We start from the raw sequence: 16,231 nt of genomic DNA, 5'->3' as shown, positions 1-16,231 counted from the left end.
TGTGAGCGAACTCATTCGCGTACCTGACATCGGCAGCGGTGAAGGTGAAGTAATCGAACTGTTTGTGAAGGTCGGCGACCGTATCGAAGCCGACCAGAGCATCCTGACTCTGGAATCGGACAAGGCCAGCATGGAAGTGCCGGCCCCGAAGGCCGGCGTCATCAAGAGCCTGAAAGTGAAGCTGGGCGATCGCCTGAAAGAAGGCGACGAACTGCTGGAACTGGAAGTCGAGGGCGCCGCGCAAGCGGCCCCTGCTCCGGCTGCTGCGCCTGCCGCCAAGGCTGAAGCTGCACCGGCTGCCGCTCCTGCACCGGCTGCACCAGTCGCAGCTCCGGCTGCCGCTTCGGTTCAGCAAGTGCACGTGCCGGACATCGGTTCGTCGGGCAAGGCCCAGATCATCGAGATCCAGGTCAAGGTCGGCGACACCGTCGAGGCTGATCAGTCGCTGATCACCCTGGAATCCGACAAGGCGAGCATGGAAATCCCGTCGCCTGCCGCTGGCGTGGTCAAGGCCATCAGCGTCAAGTTGAACGACGAAGTCGGCACTGGCGACCTGATCCTGGATCTGGAAGTGGCGGGTGCTGCGGCCCCTGCTGCTGCCGCTCCGGCCCAGGCTGCTGCTCCGGCCGCTGCCGCTGCACCGGCGCCTGCCGCCGCGCCAGCCGCACCGGTTGCCGACAGCGTTCAGGACATCCACGTTCCGGACATCGGTTCGGCCGGCAAGGCCAAGATCATCGAAGTACTGGTCAAGGCTGGCGACAGCGTTGAAGCCGACCAGTCGCTGATCACCCTGGAATCCGACAAGGCGAGCATGGAAATCCCGTCGCCTGCCGCTGGCGTGGTGGAAAGCGTTTCCATCAAGCTGGACGATGAAGTCGGCACCGGCGACCTGATCCTCAAGCTGAAAGTCAAAGGCGCCGCTCCGGCTGCTGCCCCGGCTCCAGCTGCCGCTGCTGCTCCGAGCGCTCCGGCGCCGGCCGCTGCTGCTCCGGCTGCCGCTGCACCTGCTGCTGCCGCTCCGGCCGCCGCTCCAGCCAAGCCTGGTGCGAAAGTTCACGCCGGCCCTGCCGTGCGTCAACTGGCTCGCGAATTCGGCGTCGAGCTGAGCGCTGTCGGCGCCAGCGGTCCGCACGGTCGCATCCTGAAAGAAGATGTGCAGGTTTACGTCAAAGCCATGATGCAGAAGGCCAAGGAAGCACCGGCCGCTGCTGCTGGCGCAACCGGTGGCGCGGGCATCCCGCCGATTCCGGTCGTCGACTTCAGCCGTTTCGGCGAAATCGAAGAAGTGCCGATGACCCGCCTGATGCAGGTCGGTGCTGCCAACCTGCACCGCAGCTGGCTGAACGTGCCGCACGTAACGCAATTCGACTCGGCGGATATCACCGAGCTGGAAGCGTTCCGCACCGCACAGAAAGCTGTCGCAGAGAAGGCCGGCGTCAAGCTGACCATCCTGCCGCTGCTGCTCAAGTCCTGCGCACACCTGCTCAAGGAACTGCCGGACTTCAACAGCTCGCTGGCACCAAGCGGCAAGGCGATCATCCGCAAGAAATACGTGAACATCGGCTTCGCCGTCGACACCCCGGATGGCCTGCTCGTACCGGTCATCAAGAACGTCGACCAGAAGAGCCTGCTGCAACTGGCCGCCGAGGCCGCTTCCCTGGCTGAAAAAGCCCGGACCAAGAAGCTCTCGTCGGACGAGATGCAAGGCGCATGCTTCACCATTTCCAGCCTCGGCCACATTGGCGGCACCGGCTTCACGCCGATCGTCAACGCGCCGGAAGTGGCGATCCTCGGTGTTTCCAAGGCAACCATCCAGCCAGTCTGGGACGGCAAAGCCTTCCAGCCGAAACTGATGCTGCCTCTGTCGCTGTCCTACGATCACCGTGTGATCAACGGCGCCGCTGCTGCACGCTTCACCAAGCGTCTGAGCGACCTGCTGGCGGACATCCGCACCATCCTGCTGTAAAGCGCTCGGCCCTCCGGCAACGGAGGGCCGACCGTGTTCCACGTTTTCGAGCGCCACACGCTCGTACCTCAACCCCGTCAGTTTGGCGGGGCTTTTTTTGCCTGAAATAACTGTAACCTGCACTTTTCCCACAACTTGCGCTGATATAGGCCACGACCTTAGTCCACTTCCTGTCGATATTTTTCAGCGACAGACAACTAACCTTGGCGCATCAAAGTTGCACCGACAAGCCAAGCAACTTTATTACTCACCAACACTTATTCGAATGGATTCGAACATGCTGAAACCTACTGTCGGCCCGATCGTTGGCCACACAACAACTAATCAGGCGCGGATCTTTATTCGCGGCGGACTGCAACATAACGCGGCCGTATTTGCCGGCATTCGCTATCGGATATTGGATTCAAAACAATGGCAACCGGGCCAGTTTGTAAAACTTGATTCAACTCGCGACATGACTGAAGTTCTGGTACTCGACCATTTGCAAGCCGACACCGACTACGAATACCAGGCCGGCTGGTTCAGCCCGATGAGTCCCGTCCATACCATTCACAGCGTGGCGGAGCTGCCGCTGCAATGGCCACGGGAGATCTATCGCCTGCGCACCCGCAGCAGCCAGTCCTTGCAGCCGCACGCCTACATCCTCGGCTCCTGTCGCTACCTGCGCCTGACCGCCGGCATCCCGTCACTCCCGCATCTGGGTGACCGGATTTTCGCTTCGATCAGTCAATTGATCGAAGGCGCACAACCGGCGATCAGCGCAATCATGATGTGTGGCGATCAGATCTACGCCGACGATCTGAACTTGTTCGCCCCGGACCGCGACTATGAAGACATCATTGCAAAGTATCGTGTGGCGTTTTCCCTGCCTAACATTCGACGACTGATGTCCGGCACTTCGACTTACATGATCCTTGATGATCACGAAATTGAAGATAACTGGCCAATGAACGCCGGAAAGTCCGACAACATAATGTTTCGAAACGCAATGGCGGCTTACGAAATCTATCAAGCAAGTCATAGCCCGATCTGCTCAACAACAACTAACGGCACAATCGACCGCACTTCACTGAAGCACTACTGGTATCAATTCAGCGACGGCGATATCGAATGGTTTGTGACGGACAGTCGAACTCGCCGCAACTTGTCGAACGACAACCGCCGCATCCTCGATGAAGAACAGGAACAGGCCTTGTGCACGTGGCTGGTCGAAAGCACGGCACGGGTCAAATTCGTGGTCACCAGCGTCATGTTCTACCCCGACCGCAAAATGAACGGCAATGATGCCTGGGCGGGCTTCCCCGAACAGCGCCTGCGCCTTCTGGAAACCATCCGCCTGCATCGACTCAAGAACGTCGTGTTCATTTCCGGCGATGTGCATGGTTCGCTGACCAGTCGCCTGAGCCACAGCGAAGACCCGGACTTTGAAGTACACACCGTCGTGTCTTCGCCGCTGAGCAACAGCAAATTGCTGCCCTACGCCACCGCCGCGACGTTCAGGCTCGATCAGCCGCTGGCGCAGACCGAGGCAGGCGCATACCAGCACGAACTGACCAGCCAGGTCATCAGCCAGGACAACTTCGCGCACATGGTGGTCGAGGCCGGGAGGATCCAGGTCAACTATCACGACCGGGATGGCAGGCACCTGCAATCCATCGATATTCCGTTGCGATGAATTCAGCGGCACGACCGTTCCGGATGCCCGAAGGCTCTGGAACGGCCATCTCCGCGCTTAATAGCATTAGTTTCCGGCAAGTGCTGGAGAAATGTTCACTGCAGCCGACATATTCTTATAGCACTTGGCCTTCATGTCTCTTGTCAGTCGGTGCCGCAATGATGCAACCTTGCCGCAGGCAACAGTAAAGAGGGCGAGAGCCCGGCGCGTTCAGCAAATTTCCAAGCGAGTTCCCTTCATGAAGAGCCAACCCGATGCCGCCAGCCGTATGGTGGCCGAGGTAGTGACGCAGTTGCCTGTGCCCTCGCGGCTCGGCATGCTGCGTTTCGAGCGCCTGAATGAAGCCAGCTGGGCGATGCTGTTTCTCGATCCCAACTGCGAACGCCAGTTCGGCCAGCCCGCCGTCGAACTCTGCGCCCTGGTCGGCTCGCCCTACGCCAGCCTGATGGAACCCGAAGCGCGCTATCAACTGCACGATGCGATCCAGCAACAACTCGGCGACAGCCCGCATTATCTGGTGCGCTACACCCTGCACACCGCCGCCGGCGCGCTGAGCATTCTTGAACTCGGTGAAGCCTACAAACAGCACAACCGCCACTTGCTGCGCGGTTACCTGCTGGCGGTCGACAACGTATTCGACGAAGCACCACCGCTGCCGTCCGTCGACCTGGAAACCCAGAATTCACGCCTGCAAATCGCCCTTGAGCTCAATCAACGTGCCCAGCAGGAACAACTGCAACATCTGGAACGTGTGCGCGCCCAACAGGATCTGATCCTGTTGCTGGCCCGCCAGCGCTACAGCAGCCAGAACTCCCTGCAGGAAGCCGCCGAGCTGATCACCCGCTGCGCATGCGATATCTACGAAATCGACTGCGCCAGCCTGTGGAACCTCGAAGGCCAGAAGCTGGTGCCGATCTCGGCGTACCACCGCGCCACCCAGGAATACATCCTGCCGGACGTGATCGACGTCAGCGGCTTCCCCGATTACATGGACGCACTGCACGGCAGCCGCGCCATCGACGCGCACAACGCGATGCGCGACCCGCGTACCCGGGAAATGGCCGAAGCCCTGCGCCCGCGTGACGTCAACGCCATGCTCGACGCCAGCATCCGCGTCGACGGCCAGGTGGTCGGCGTGTTGTGCCTGGAGCAGACCGGCGTCACCCGCGCCTGGCAGTCCGACGAAATCGCCTTTGCCGGTGAACTGGCCGACCAGTTCGCCCAGGTCATCAACAATCACAACCGCCGCACCGCCACCAGCGCCCTGCACCTGTTCCAGCGCGCGGTCGAGCAAAGCGCCAACGCCTTTTTGCTGGTCAACTGCGACGGCGTGGTCGAGTACGTCAACCCGAGCTTCACCGCGATCACCCAGTACACCACCGAGGAAGTCCACGGCCAGCGCCTGTCGGAGCTGCCGGCCCTGGAAAACCTCAGCGAGCTGCTGTTCGACGCGCCGTCGGCGCTGGCCAAGAGCAACAGCTGGCAGGGCGAATTCAAGAGCCGCCGCAAGAACCTCGAACCCTACTGGGGCCAGTTGTCGATTTCCAAGGTCTACGGCGACAACCGTGAGCTGACGCACTACATCGGCATCTACGAAGACATCACCCAGACCAAACTGGCGCAGCAACGCATCGAGCGCCTGGCGTATACCGACAACCTGACCAACCTCGGCAACCGGCCTGCATTTATCCGCAACCTGGATGAACGCTTCGCCCGAGATAGCGATACCCCGATCAGCCTGCTGCTGGTGGACATCGACAACTTCAAGCGGATCAACGACAGCCTCGGTCACCAGACCGGCGACAAACTGTTGATCAGCCTGGCCCGGCGCCTGCGCAACAGCCTGAGCCCGAGCGGCAGTCTGGCGCGGTTCGCCAGTAACGAATTCGCGGTGCTGCTCGACAACACCGACCTCGAAGCCGGCCAACAGATCGCCAGCCAGCTGCTGATGACCCTCGACAAACCGATGTTCGTCGACAACCAGTTGATCAGCGTCACCGGCTCCGTGGGCCTGGCCTGCGCGCCGCTACACGGCCGCGACCCGCAGACCCTGATGCGCAACGCCGGCCTCGCCCTGCACAAGGCCAAGGCCAACGGCAAACATCAGGTCCAGGTGTTCACCGAAGCGCTGAACGCCGAGGCCAGCTACAAACTGTTCGTCGAGAACAACCTGCGCCGCGCCCTGACCCAGAATGAACTGGACGTGTTTTATCAGCCGAAGCTGTGCCTGCGCAGCGGTCGCCTGCTGGGCATGGAAGCGCTGCTGCGCTGGAACCACCCGGAGCGCGGCATGATCCGCCCGGACCAATTCATCAGCGTCGCCGAGGAAACCGGCCTGATTATTCCGATCGGCAAGTGGATCGCCCGCCAGGCCTGCCGCATGAGCAAAGCGCTGACCGCCGCCGGCATGGGCAACCTGCAAGTGGCGATCAACCTGTCGCCCAAGCAGTTCTCCGACCCGGATCTGGTGGCCTCGATCGCCAACATCCTCAAGGAAGAAGCCCTGCCGGCCAATCTGCTGGAACTGGAGCTGACCGAAGGCCTGCTGCTGGAAGCCACCGAAGACACCCACTTGCAGCTCGACCAGCTCAAGCGTCTGGGCCTGACCCTGGCGATGGACGACTTCGGCACCGGTTATTCGTCGCTCAGCTACCTGAAAAAATTCCCGATCGACATCATCAAGATCGATCGCAGCTTCATCCATGAAATCCCGGACAACCAGGACGACATGGAAATCACCTCCGCCGTGATCGCCATGGCCCACAACCTGAAACTCAAGGTCGTGGCCGAAGGCATCGAGACCGCCGAGCAGCTGGCGTTCCTGCGCCGGCACCGCTGCGACGTCGGCCAGGGCTACCTGTTCGACCGGCCGATTCCGGGCGGCGAGCTGATCCAGGCGCTCAAGCGCTACCCGCGCGGCCCGCTCTGCCTGTAAATCCCAAGGCAGTACCCGCACATTTTGCCTAGTGATTAACCGGGCATCATTGGGCACACTGGCGGTCAGACTTTTTACATCCCATCCTGACTGAGAGGAACGATCATGGTTCTGCGCTCGGAAATTCTGGTGAACAAAAACGTGCTACCGACTAAAGAACAAGCTCTGCCTGGCCGCGAAACCGCAATGACCCTGCCTGAAAAGCATTTCGTGTTCGAAGACACGCCGCTGCTCGGCCCGTTTTTCGAAGATGTCGACTTCGCGATTTTCGGTCTGGGTTGCTTCTGGGGTGCGGAACGCCGCTTCTGGCAGCGCGAAGGCGTGGTCAGCACCGTGGTCGGCTACGCTGGCGGTTACACGCCGAACCCGACCTACGAAGAAGTCTGCTCGGGCCTGACCGGCCACGCCGAAGTGGTGCTGGTGGTGTATGACAAGGCCAAGGTCAGCTACGAAGAGCTGCTGGCGATGTTCTGGGAATTGCACAACCCGACGCAGGGCATGCGCCAGGGCAATGACATCGGCACTCAGTACCGTTCGGTGATCTACGCGACCCATCCGGAGCAACTGGATGCGGCGCTGAAGAGCAAGGCTGTCTATCAGGCTGAGCTGTCGAAAGCGGGTCTGGGTGAAATCAGCACCGAGATTGAACAGGCGCCGACCGTTTACTTCGCCGAGACCTATCACCAGCAGTACCTGGCGAAAAATCCGGAAGGCTACTGCGGGATTGGCGGCACCGGCGTTTGCATGCCACCGAGTCTGGCGGGTAACTAAGTCCGCCCTGATCGCTCCCGCGCTATGTGCGGGAGCGATTGACGGTTGATCAGCTCTCGGCGATCAACCAGTCCATCTGCCACCCACCCTGGGTCTGCCCAAGTTTCTTGGACAGCCACGGCAGCAGCTCACGCAATTCTTCCTCCAGCCCCCACGGCGGATTGGCAATCGCCAGACCAGAGCCGTTCAGACTGTTCGGCGTGTCCAGCGGATGCACCAGCAGCTCGACCCGCAGCAACTTCGGCGCACCGGTGCCGGCCAGATCCTGATAGAAACGACGCAATGCGCGCTGATCCTTCACCGGATACCAGATTGCCGCCACGGTCTGGCGCATCCGGCCAATGGCTTCTTTCATCGACGCCGCACAACGCTGCATTTCATCGAGCTGTTCGAACGGCGGATCAATCAACATCACCGCGCGCTTCTCCTGCACCGGCAACATCGCGCGGGCGACATGCCAGCCCTCGCCCAGATGCACCTTCACCCGACGATCGCCGGCCATGTTGTCCTTGAGCAGGACGCCGTCTTCAGGATGCTTCTCGTTGAGCATCACCCGATCCTGCGGCCGGGTCAGACGCCGCGCCAGCTCCGGCGAGCCCGGGTAATAACGCAACTGACCGTCCGGGTTCATCTCGTGCAGCACTTTCATGTAGTCCGCGGTCAGCGCCGGCAGATCCGGCTGATCCCACAAGCGCGCGATGCCTTCCAGGTACTCGCCGGTACGGTTGGCCTGATCGCCCTGCAGGTCATACAGACCGATGCCGGCGTGGCTGTCGAGATAGGCAAACGGCTGCTCCTTGCGCGACATCAGGGCGATGAGGCGGGTCAAGGTCAGGTGTTTGAACACATCGGCGTGATTGCCGGCATGGAAGGCGTGACGATAATTCATGGCTGCTCCTGCGAGGGCCGTGAAGTTTACCTTTTACCGGGCGGCAAGTCAGGGGTTGGGGGCTGAGTGGGCGAAAGCCTGTCAGCAATAACACGAGTGCCATTATTGGCAACTCATTCGCCCATCTGAATGGAGCTTCGGTTGAGCGGGAGGATCTGTGTCTTTAGTAGATTTTATATCGAAGGGACCATATCGGTTTCGTCAGGCTCAGCACTAGCTTCAGACCTATTATGCCCAATCCTATCTTTGGGGAGTTTGAGGATGATATTTCCGCGGTTGCTATAACTGAAATGAATACAAATTTGAGGGCTAGACATCGTGATGGCAATGAGCTAGCTTTTGTGGCCTTAACATTTTGGATCCAACACGGCAGCCTAGCGAAACAACGATTTTTTCGCTCGCCTGTAAATTTGGTTGAAAGCTGGAGACAAGCTGCTTTGTAGGTTGAAAAACCGAACTCTCTACGTAGAAGTCTTTTGATACACATTCGATCGGAGAGCCGAGCATTCAGGCTTGTGATTGTCAGCTCATCGCTGTGCATAAACTAATCACTAAGGAGGGATCGCAAATGGCAAAACACAAGGTTTTCATCAGCTACGACCATTCTGAAGATGCGGCCTACAAACGGCTGTTACAGGCTTGGGACGCGAATGACAAATTCGATTTTGAAGTCGATAGCCGCGGTCCCAACGTACCGATTAACAGTACTGATGCTCCCGTAATCAAGGCATCACTCACCAAAATGATGAAAGACGCGACTCACATTTTGGTCATCGTTGGAGCGAAAAGCCATGAGAGCGATTGGATCACATGGGAAATCGAGCGCGCCAAACAGGCTGATACCAAGCTCAAACTTGCTGCAGTCAAAATAGAAAAGAGTAATGCAACTCCTCCAGGCCTCCTTGGCGTGGGTACCGCGTGGGCAACCAGTTTTACGCGGGATCGCATCGTTGACGCTTTAGACGAAGCCAAGAACGACTATTAATTATTGACTGACGGACGCCAGCATAGTCGGCACGCCCGCCGTAGTTAGGTGGGCAGCACCTATGTGGCTGGGTGAGCAAATATCGATGTCGAAAGCACCGGTGGCCGATGAAAAAGACACACGAAAAGTGTGCTTTGTGGTGATGGGGTTCGGGAAAAAAACGGATTTTGAGACCGGCAGGACGCTAGATCTCAACGCAACGTACGAAGCTATCATCGAGCCCGCAGTCACCAACCAGGGGCTCCGTTGCATACGTGCTGACGAGATCGTGCATTCCGGCGTGATTGACGTAGAGATGTACGATCAGCTTCTTCGAGCGGATCTTGTGATCGCGGATATTTCCACCGGTAACGTAAACGCTGTTTACGAGCTAGGTGTTCGACACGCTCTTCGCCCGAACTCAACGATAATCATGACTGAGGACAAAGGTAAGCTGTACTTTGACCTCAATCACACCAGCACTTTCAAGTACTCCCACTTCGGGGAAGACATTGGAGCGCGCGAAGTAAAAAGGGCGGTACCAGCTCTTGAGGAGCTAATCGCTGCATCACTTACTTCTGGGCGACCCGATAGCCCTGTGTACACCTATCTACCAAAGCTTCAGCAGCCGAAGCTGACCGACGAGCAATACGCTGAGTTGCTGGATGAGGCAGAAGCTGCACAACAGAAGCTGTTTCAACATATGCACGAGGGTGAGCGGCTCCTCAAGGCCAGCGACCATGCAGGCGCCAGCAAAGCATTCGCTGCTGCCGAGGCGATGAAGCCAGGCGAACCGGACATCATTCAAAAATTGGCACTGACCACCTACAAGGCGATGATTCCCTCCGAGGTGGATGCACTACTTGAAGCCGGTCGAATCCTTGATGTACTTAACCCTGCAGGGTCGAATGATCCAGAGACCCTTGGTATCGCAGGCGCTATCCGCAAGCGGCTTTGGTCGCTGACCAAAGAACGCCATTATCTCGATTTGGCGATCAGGTACTACGGGAGAGGATATGAAGTTCGCCGGGATTACTACACCGGAGAGAATCTCGCGCTCTGCCTTGAGTATCGTGCGCTCATCCAAAATGACGCAGATGAAACCAAATACGACTTTATGAGCGCCCACAAAGCACGCGTTGCTATCGTTGAAGCTCTTCAAAAAGTTGTTGCAACCGAGGATTTTTACGACCGCCCAGATAAACGTTGGGTTTACGCAACCCTGTCAAATGCATTACTGGCACTTGGCAATATCGAGCAGGCCGAAAAAAACGAAAATCACTTCCGTGGAGCCGTCAGCGCCAAATGGGAGGAGGAAACGTTTGATCGTAGCAAAGCCGAAATATTGTCGATGAAGAACCAGAGAGCTGAAAATGCCTGACTATCTTACGCGTGATGATACTGATCGATTTCGAAACAGTATTGGACGCAATGCGTACAACGAAAAACTCTACGCTGCGCAACGTCGAGCCCCTGACGGACTGACCTTTCTATCTCACTCGTCGAAGGACAATGAGTTGGTTCCCGCAGTAATTATGATTCTTGAAGGGCATGGTGCTCAGGTTTACGTTGATACAAAAGATCCGACCTTGGCCTCTCACTCTGGTCGCGAAGTGGCGATGCAGCTTCGCTCGCGCATTCAGAAGTGTAAGAAGTTCATCGTTTTCGTTACTGAGAATATCAAGGACAGTAAATGGGTGCCCTGGGAGTTAGGGCTTTCAGATGGTTATAAGCACACAAGAAACACATTAGTATTCCCAAGTGTTGAAGATGCTTTGAAGACCTCTTGGCTCCATCAGGAATACCTGGAAGCCTACGACCGGGTTGTGTGGGGACCGATGGTCGGACAGCCAAAGGCTCTATGGATGGTGTGGAACCAAGAAGAAAACACCGCCTGTACGCTTCAAGAGTGGCTTGCGCGCAACTGATTTTCTTTTAATTGATTAGGAGGCGCGCCGTGGGGTTGCCTAGGACGTTTGTGAGTTTTAGCAGTACAGATATCAAAATGTTTTGGATGATGTTGGCTTGGAAGGCCAGCGAGCACATTGATTTCGATTTCACGAATTGTCAGCTCGGCGAAGAGGTAAACTCAGAAAATGAACAATACATCAAGAAAAAGTGCCGTGAGCGGATCGACATGGCTGGGACGTTCGCAGTTCTGATTGGAAAAGACACGAAGTCCAAGCATAGATATGTTGGTTGGGAAATAGATGTAGCAATCGAGAAAGGGTGCAGAATCATCTGCATCAATCTCGACGGTAGCAGAATAATGAACCCTGATACGTGCCCCGAGTCACTACAATCAGTAGGCGCCATTTTTGTTCCATTCTCTGCAAAAATAATCGCCTACGCACTCGAAAATTTCGTGATGAAAGACACTGGCTGGCGTTATTACAAAGACGATTTCTACACCAATCTATATGGTTGAGGGTAATTTAATGCAGGAAAAGGACTTCCCAGGTCTCTACCAGGCCGCGGACCAGCTTTCGAAAGAGTCCCAAATCAAATTCTTTCGTGCATTGAGCACTCATCTTTTTTTGTTGGTAATTGCAGCTGCACTTTCAGTGGGAAGCGTTCCGCACTGGGGGGTCGCCTTTGCTCAAGTATTAGTCCTCTTGGGCGCATTGTTCTGTTCGATTTACCTATTCACCAAAAGGCCAGATCGGCTTTGGTATTCCGGTCGAGCAGTTGCTGAATCAATCAAGACCATCACATGGCGATACGTCTCTCGGGCCGAGCCTTTTCAGCTTGAGGATGCGGTTTCATCAGCACTATTTCAACGCAAGCTCAGAGCAGTAGTTATCCAGAACAGAGATGTGGCGGACAAGCTCACCACACACCTGGAAGAGCCGCCTATATCAGACGTCATGAAACGTTTGCGCTCCCAAAACCTGCCAGAGCGGCAATCTACGTACTCATCAGAGCGAATCACTGATCAGTTGAGCTGGTACGCGAAGAAAGCCAGATTTAACGCCAAGGCATCTTGGTGGGCATTCACATTGCTAGTCGTCGTGAACACAGTGGCGGTGATAGTCGGAGTCGCGAAAGTTGCGTATCCCAATGCCTCGTATTGGCCGACAGATGTATTTGTTGCCATCGCTGCCAGCCTCTTAAGCTGGATGCAGGCGAAGCGCTTTTCAGAGCTTTCCGCATCGTATGCTCTTACAGCCCACGAAATAGGGATCATTCGAGAACAGTCGCACCAAGAAATGGACGAAGTGAGTTTTTCACTGTTTGTTGGCGACGCTGAAAACGCTTTTTCCCGAGAGCACACTCAGTGGGTAGCTAGAAAGGACAGCTAATATTCACCTTTTTTTACGCCATCGACTTCTACGAAGAGCAATCGTTGCAGCTTGGGGTCGTGCGCGCATAAAAATCGGAAATATCAATCTCAGAGACGACGAAACCTTCCCACGCTCTGCGTGGGAAGGTCTCCAGGGACGCTCCGCGTTCCCGGCGTCCACCGCAGTTGTGGCTAATACCCTCATGTGACGCGGAGCGTCACGGGCTGCATTCCCACGCAGAGCGTGGGAACGATCGAGTCAGGACGGTATGGCGTGTAGGCGTTTGCCAATCACATCCAGCACATCACAGCCATCACGCAACGGAATCACGCAGAGCTGGGCGAAGTCGCTGAGGATGACCGAGTCGCACTCGACCGAGCCGCGCATGCACATGTTTTCCAGGACCTGGATCACGGCGCGGATTCGGTAGTTGGCGGCATCCATCAGGATGTCGAGCGGGGCGTGGGTGTCGATGAACAGGGTGGGCATGTCGTTGCAGTTACTGGTCAGCGCCATGAGGCGGTTGTTGGGGTGAGGGATGAATGGTTCGTAGGGTGGATCTGGATGAAGCGTGCTCATTGTTTAATCCTCTGGTAGTGAAAGAGGCGCACACCGTTTCCCTCCTACAGGATTGGGTGGCAGCCATGCGCGGGGTAGGAGGACTGAGACCAGAGCACTCAGCCACGCCGAAGCGTGCCCGCGCATAACCGCCGCAAAGGATCTTACGGTCGCGTGAAGACTGCCGCAAATCGGGCAACGACGCTTATGCACTGCTCTGAAATCAGGGCTCCTACGCCCTGTCTCCACACTTGCGGAGACAACCAAAGCCTATCCCCGCACCACCGCGCCCACCAGTTCACGCAAACCGCCGCAACTCGCAGGAAACGTCCGAAGCCTTTGCCCGGAAATTTCACTCTGACTCGTCCCGCAAATAGTCCAGCAATGCCGAAGCCGACGATTCGTCTGACGCTGAAACCGCAAAGAACCTGACAACCTTGCAGCGCAAAACATCGGTGGGAAACGTCTCAAACAACGCCGGTTGCTCCTCGCTCAACCACTGCAAGGCATTGTTGATTCGGGCATCACTACCGAATTGCGCCAGCAGCTTTTCCGGCACCGACCACCAAGGAAATTCCCGATTCGAGACCCGCGCCCTGCCCCCGATCTCGACGGCCTGACCGTTGATCAAGCCTCGCGTAAGGACCGGCAGCAATTGCCCGGCATCCACCTCGGACGACACAAGGATCGGCAACAGAAACCGCCCATCCCAAAAACGAAAGAACACCGCTTTCCCGTCCGGCATCAGCACCTGGGTCAGACTGCGAAAATGCTCGACCACCGCCTCAAACCCCGCCGAAGAAACCGCCAGCCAACCCCAGTCACGAGACTCCGTGGTCGCCACCCAATCCAGAAACTCACTGCCTACGTCGACGATTCCCACGTAGGGCATCACCGCATCCCACTCGGCATAGATTGTTTCCGCCCAGACCGGTTTCGGCATCTGCGCATTCGACGGCCATGCTTTCAGCGGATCCACCGCACTCGCACAACTGAAAACCGCGAACAACTGCTCCGACGGTTTCAGCGGCTCATCCTTCAACCATTGATCAGGCTGCACAGACACCGTCCTTGCAGCGCTCGCATTCTTCGCAGAATGGAGCGTCTCCTTTAAGGCTCATGATTTGCGCGGCAGTCAGAATCGCTGCCGGTGCCGCCACCAGTTTCTCCGGCAACCCCGGCACTGTCGGCGCCGCACTTATCGCCGCCATCGGCGCACCACCCACCACAATCGGCACACTGCTGAAAATCCCGCCCGGGCCGATGTTGATCCACTGCCCGCCCGCCTGAATTGTCGCGCTGGCGCCACCGTCAATCACCACTTGCTGGCCGGCGCTGACGTGGAATTGAGCACTGGCGTTGATCGCCTGATTGCTCACGCGGATGTGCCGGTCGCCGGTCACCGTGAGGTGATCATCCTGCTTTACCTCGGTCTGACGCTGACCGTGGGTGATGCGCTGCTCGTCGGCCTTCAGTTCGTGTTTAGCGAGGCCAGTCACGACAACACTGCGCTGGTTATCCACCTGTACCTGCTGATCATTCAACACATGCTGCGTCCAGTTTCGCTGGGCCCGCAGGTAGATTTCCTCGGCGCCCTTGCGATCCTCGATGCGCAATTCGTTGTAACCGCCACCGCCGGGACTACTCTGGCTGCGGAAAATACTCCGGGTCTTGTCGGCCGGCAGGTCCAGCGGCACCGGCGTCGCCGCGTTCGGCAGGCAACCCATGACCAGCGGCTTGTCGGCATCGGAATCGATGAAACCCACCAGCACTTCCATGCCGACCCGCGGGATCAGCACGCTGCCATAACGGTCATGAGCCCAGCCGCTGGCAACCCGCAGCCAGCAGCTGGAATGCTCATTGAGCTCACCGTCGCGATCCCAGGCCATTTGCACCTTGACCCGACCGTACTCGTCGCAATGGATTTCACTGTCTTGCGGGCCGGTGACCACGGCCGGTTGATAGCCAAGCATTCGTGGTTTTTCCGGACCCATCGGCGGGCGGAAGAACACGTCCCACGGCGTGGCGAGAAAGGTATTACGGTAACCCCGGAATTCGTCGCCATCGCTGGTTACCGATTCCTCCAGCACTTGCGGCTGTCGGCCATGGTGCTCGATTGCGGTCAGCAGCCAGAGGTCATTCAAATCCTGGCGCGGATGCTCGGTCAGTTGCAGGAAATGTCCACTGACCAAGGCAGATTGATCGCTGCGCCCCTCGGCCTGACGATAGTCGGCGACATGCCGCTCAAGCGTGCGCTGGGCCAGTTGCTTGCCGGTTTCGCGCTCGGTGAACTGGCCGGGAAAGTGGTAATCCTCCAGCACAGGGCGCTGTTCGCTTTCGGCGCGACTTTGCAGCGCCAGCCGGGGTTTGCTGAAATCGTAATCACGTCGGGTGACCACACTGGTGCGGGTTTCCACCCGAACGGTGAAACGCTTGATCGCCGGTGCCGCCGCAGCCATGCCGCTGCCCGGCAGGTACAGCGTCGGCTCCGCCAGACGCGGGAATACCGTTTGATCGTCGCCGAACACCAACAAATGCCCGTCCGGGCTGTGCTGAAAGTGGAAATGAATGCCCACTTCGGCACACAGGCGCTGGATGAACGCCAGATCGCTCTCGGCGTACTGCACACAGTATTCACGCGGCGGGTAATCGCTGCCGAGGCGAAATTCGAAGGCGTCGCGCAGGATCGCGTGATCCTTGAGGATCTGCGTCACGATCTGCGGCACGCTTTGGTGCTGGAAAATTCGCTGATTGATCCGGTGACCAAGATAGGCCAGACGCGGAACAAGACTGACGTGGTAGCGGGTCAGACGCTTGCCGGAATCCCCCTGCCCGACCCGATAGATCTGACCGTGGATACCGGAACCGTCTTCATCAAGACTCAGAAACGCCTGACAATGCAGCAGGCTTTCCAGATCCAGATCCGGCCGCTCACTGACCAGCTCCAGGTCGAAGCAGAAAGGTTGGCTGATGGCTTCCTTGCCCGTGAACTCAAGGACTTTGAGGTCAAACTGGGCGCCTTCGACGGTCAACGTGAAACGCGGTTGATTGGCAGGCGCGAACATCCGATGTCTCTCTGCAGATTGAGGGCGGGCGATTCTGCATGAGGGGCAAGGGGTGCAGGTTGGGTGACTGAAAAATCAGATTTCCCCTACTTGAAAATTCGATCTCCCCTTCAAGAATTGGCGC

13 protein-coding genes are annotated in these 16,231 nt (G+C 57.6%); 9 read left to right on the top strand and 4 right to left on the bottom strand.

Annotation, left to right across the window (positions count from 1 at the left end):
- Window position 1 precedes the first annotated feature (1 nt).
- The 4 genes from aceF to msrA all read left to right on the top strand — a co-directional run bounded on the left by aceF (window position 2) and on the right by msrA (window position 7,347).
- Entirely contained in the window at window positions 2-1,966 is a 1,965-nt protein-coding gene (gene aceF, locus AC1RT4_RS17335; protein WP_493086554.1) for a dihydrolipoyllysine-residue acetyltransferase, read from the top strand.
- Window positions 1,967-2,243: 277 nt separating this feature from the next.
- On the top strand, window positions 2,244-3,641 hold the full coding sequence (locus AC1RT4_RS17330; protein ID WP_493086830.1) for an alkaline phosphatase D family protein: 1,398 nt from the start codon (window positions 2,244-2,246) through the stop codon (window positions 3,639-3,641).
- Window positions 3,642-3,879: 238 nt separating this feature from the next.
- On the top strand, window positions 3,880-6,576 hold the full coding sequence (locus tag AC1RT4_RS17325) for a putative bifunctional diguanylate cyclase/phosphodiesterase (protein ID WP_493086552.1): 2,697 nt from the start codon (window positions 3,880-3,882) through the stop codon (window positions 6,574-6,576).
- A gap of 105 nt (window positions 6,577-6,681) precedes the next feature.
- On the top strand, window positions 6,682-7,347 hold the full coding sequence (msrA, locus tag AC1RT4_RS17320; protein ID WP_007952303.1) for a peptide-methionine (S)-S-oxide reductase MsrA: 666 nt from the start codon (window positions 6,682-6,684) through the stop codon (window positions 7,345-7,347).
- Window positions 7,348-7,396: 49 nt separating this feature from the next.
- Here the strand turns inward: msrA and AC1RT4_RS17315 are convergent, their stop codons facing one another.
- Window positions 7,397-8,236 carry a 23S rRNA (adenine(2030)-N(6))-methyltransferase RlmJ gene (locus AC1RT4_RS17315; protein ID WP_007952304.1) on the bottom strand — a complete coding sequence of 280 codons (840 nt, stop codon included), beginning with the start codon at window positions 8,234-8,236 and terminating at the stop codon, window positions 7,397-7,399.
- Window positions 8,237-8,804: 568 nt separating this feature from the next.
- Between AC1RT4_RS17315 and AC1RT4_RS17310 the strand changes: the two genes are divergently transcribed.
- From AC1RT4_RS17310 to AC1RT4_RS17290, 5 genes are all read left to right on the top strand, one after another.
- Window positions 8,805-9,221 (top strand): TIR domain-containing protein, encoded by a 417-nt coding sequence (locus AC1RT4_RS17310; RefSeq protein WP_493086550.1) that lies wholly within the window; start codon window positions 8,805-8,807, stop codon window positions 9,219-9,221.
- Between the two features lie 85 nt (window positions 9,222-9,306).
- Window positions 9,307-10,581: a tetratricopeptide repeat-containing protein gene (locus AC1RT4_RS17305; protein ID WP_493086548.1), complete on the top strand. Its 1,275-nt coding sequence runs from the start codon at window positions 9,307-9,309 to the stop codon at window positions 10,579-10,581.
- Window positions 10,574-11,128, top strand: coding sequence for a toll/interleukin-1 receptor domain-containing protein (locus tag AC1RT4_RS17300; protein WP_493086546.1), 555 nt, complete (start codon window positions 10,574-10,576; stop codon window positions 11,126-11,128). The genes AC1RT4_RS17305 and AC1RT4_RS17300 overlap by 8 nt, the downstream gene beginning before the upstream one ends.
- Window positions 11,129-11,157: 29 nt before the next feature.
- Window positions 11,158-11,628 carry a TIR domain-containing protein gene (locus tag AC1RT4_RS17295; protein WP_493086544.1) on the top strand — a complete coding sequence of 157 codons (471 nt, stop codon included), beginning with the start codon at window positions 11,158-11,160 and terminating at the stop codon, window positions 11,626-11,628.
- Between the two features lie 10 nt (window positions 11,629-11,638).
- On the top strand, window positions 11,639-12,502 hold the full coding sequence (locus tag AC1RT4_RS17290) for a DUF4231 domain-containing protein (RefSeq protein ID WP_493086542.1): 864 nt from the start codon (window positions 11,639-11,641) through the stop codon (window positions 12,500-12,502).
- A 240-nt stretch (window positions 12,503-12,742) separates the two neighbouring features.
- On the opposite strand, the gene AC1RT4_RS17285 is transcribed toward AC1RT4_RS17290, so the two are convergent.
- The 3 genes from AC1RT4_RS17285 to AC1RT4_RS17275 form a co-directional block, all read right to left on the bottom strand.
- Window positions 12,743-13,063 carry a hypothetical protein gene (locus AC1RT4_RS17285; protein ID WP_085608455.1) on the bottom strand — a complete coding sequence of 107 codons (321 nt, stop codon included), beginning with the start codon at window positions 13,061-13,063 and terminating at the stop codon, window positions 12,743-12,745.
- 331 nt (window positions 13,064-13,394) lie between these two features.
- Window positions 13,395-14,102: a DUF4123 domain-containing protein gene (locus AC1RT4_RS17280; RefSeq protein ID WP_493086540.1), complete on the bottom strand. Its 708-nt coding sequence runs from the start codon at window positions 14,100-14,102 to the stop codon at window positions 13,395-13,397.
- Window positions 14,092-16,107 carry a type VI secretion system Vgr family protein gene (locus AC1RT4_RS17275; RefSeq protein WP_493086538.1) on the bottom strand — a complete coding sequence of 672 codons (2,016 nt, stop codon included), beginning with the start codon at window positions 16,105-16,107 and terminating at the stop codon, window positions 14,092-14,094. Before AC1RT4_RS17275 ends, AC1RT4_RS17280 begins: the two co-directional genes overlap by 11 nt.
- Between the last annotated feature and the right edge of the window lie 124 nt (window positions 16,108-16,231).

The sequence above is a fragment of the Pseudomonas sp. GW821-FHT11D10 genome (genome assembly GCF_058808435.1).
This window is presented reverse-complemented; position numbering and strand designations above follow the sequence as displayed.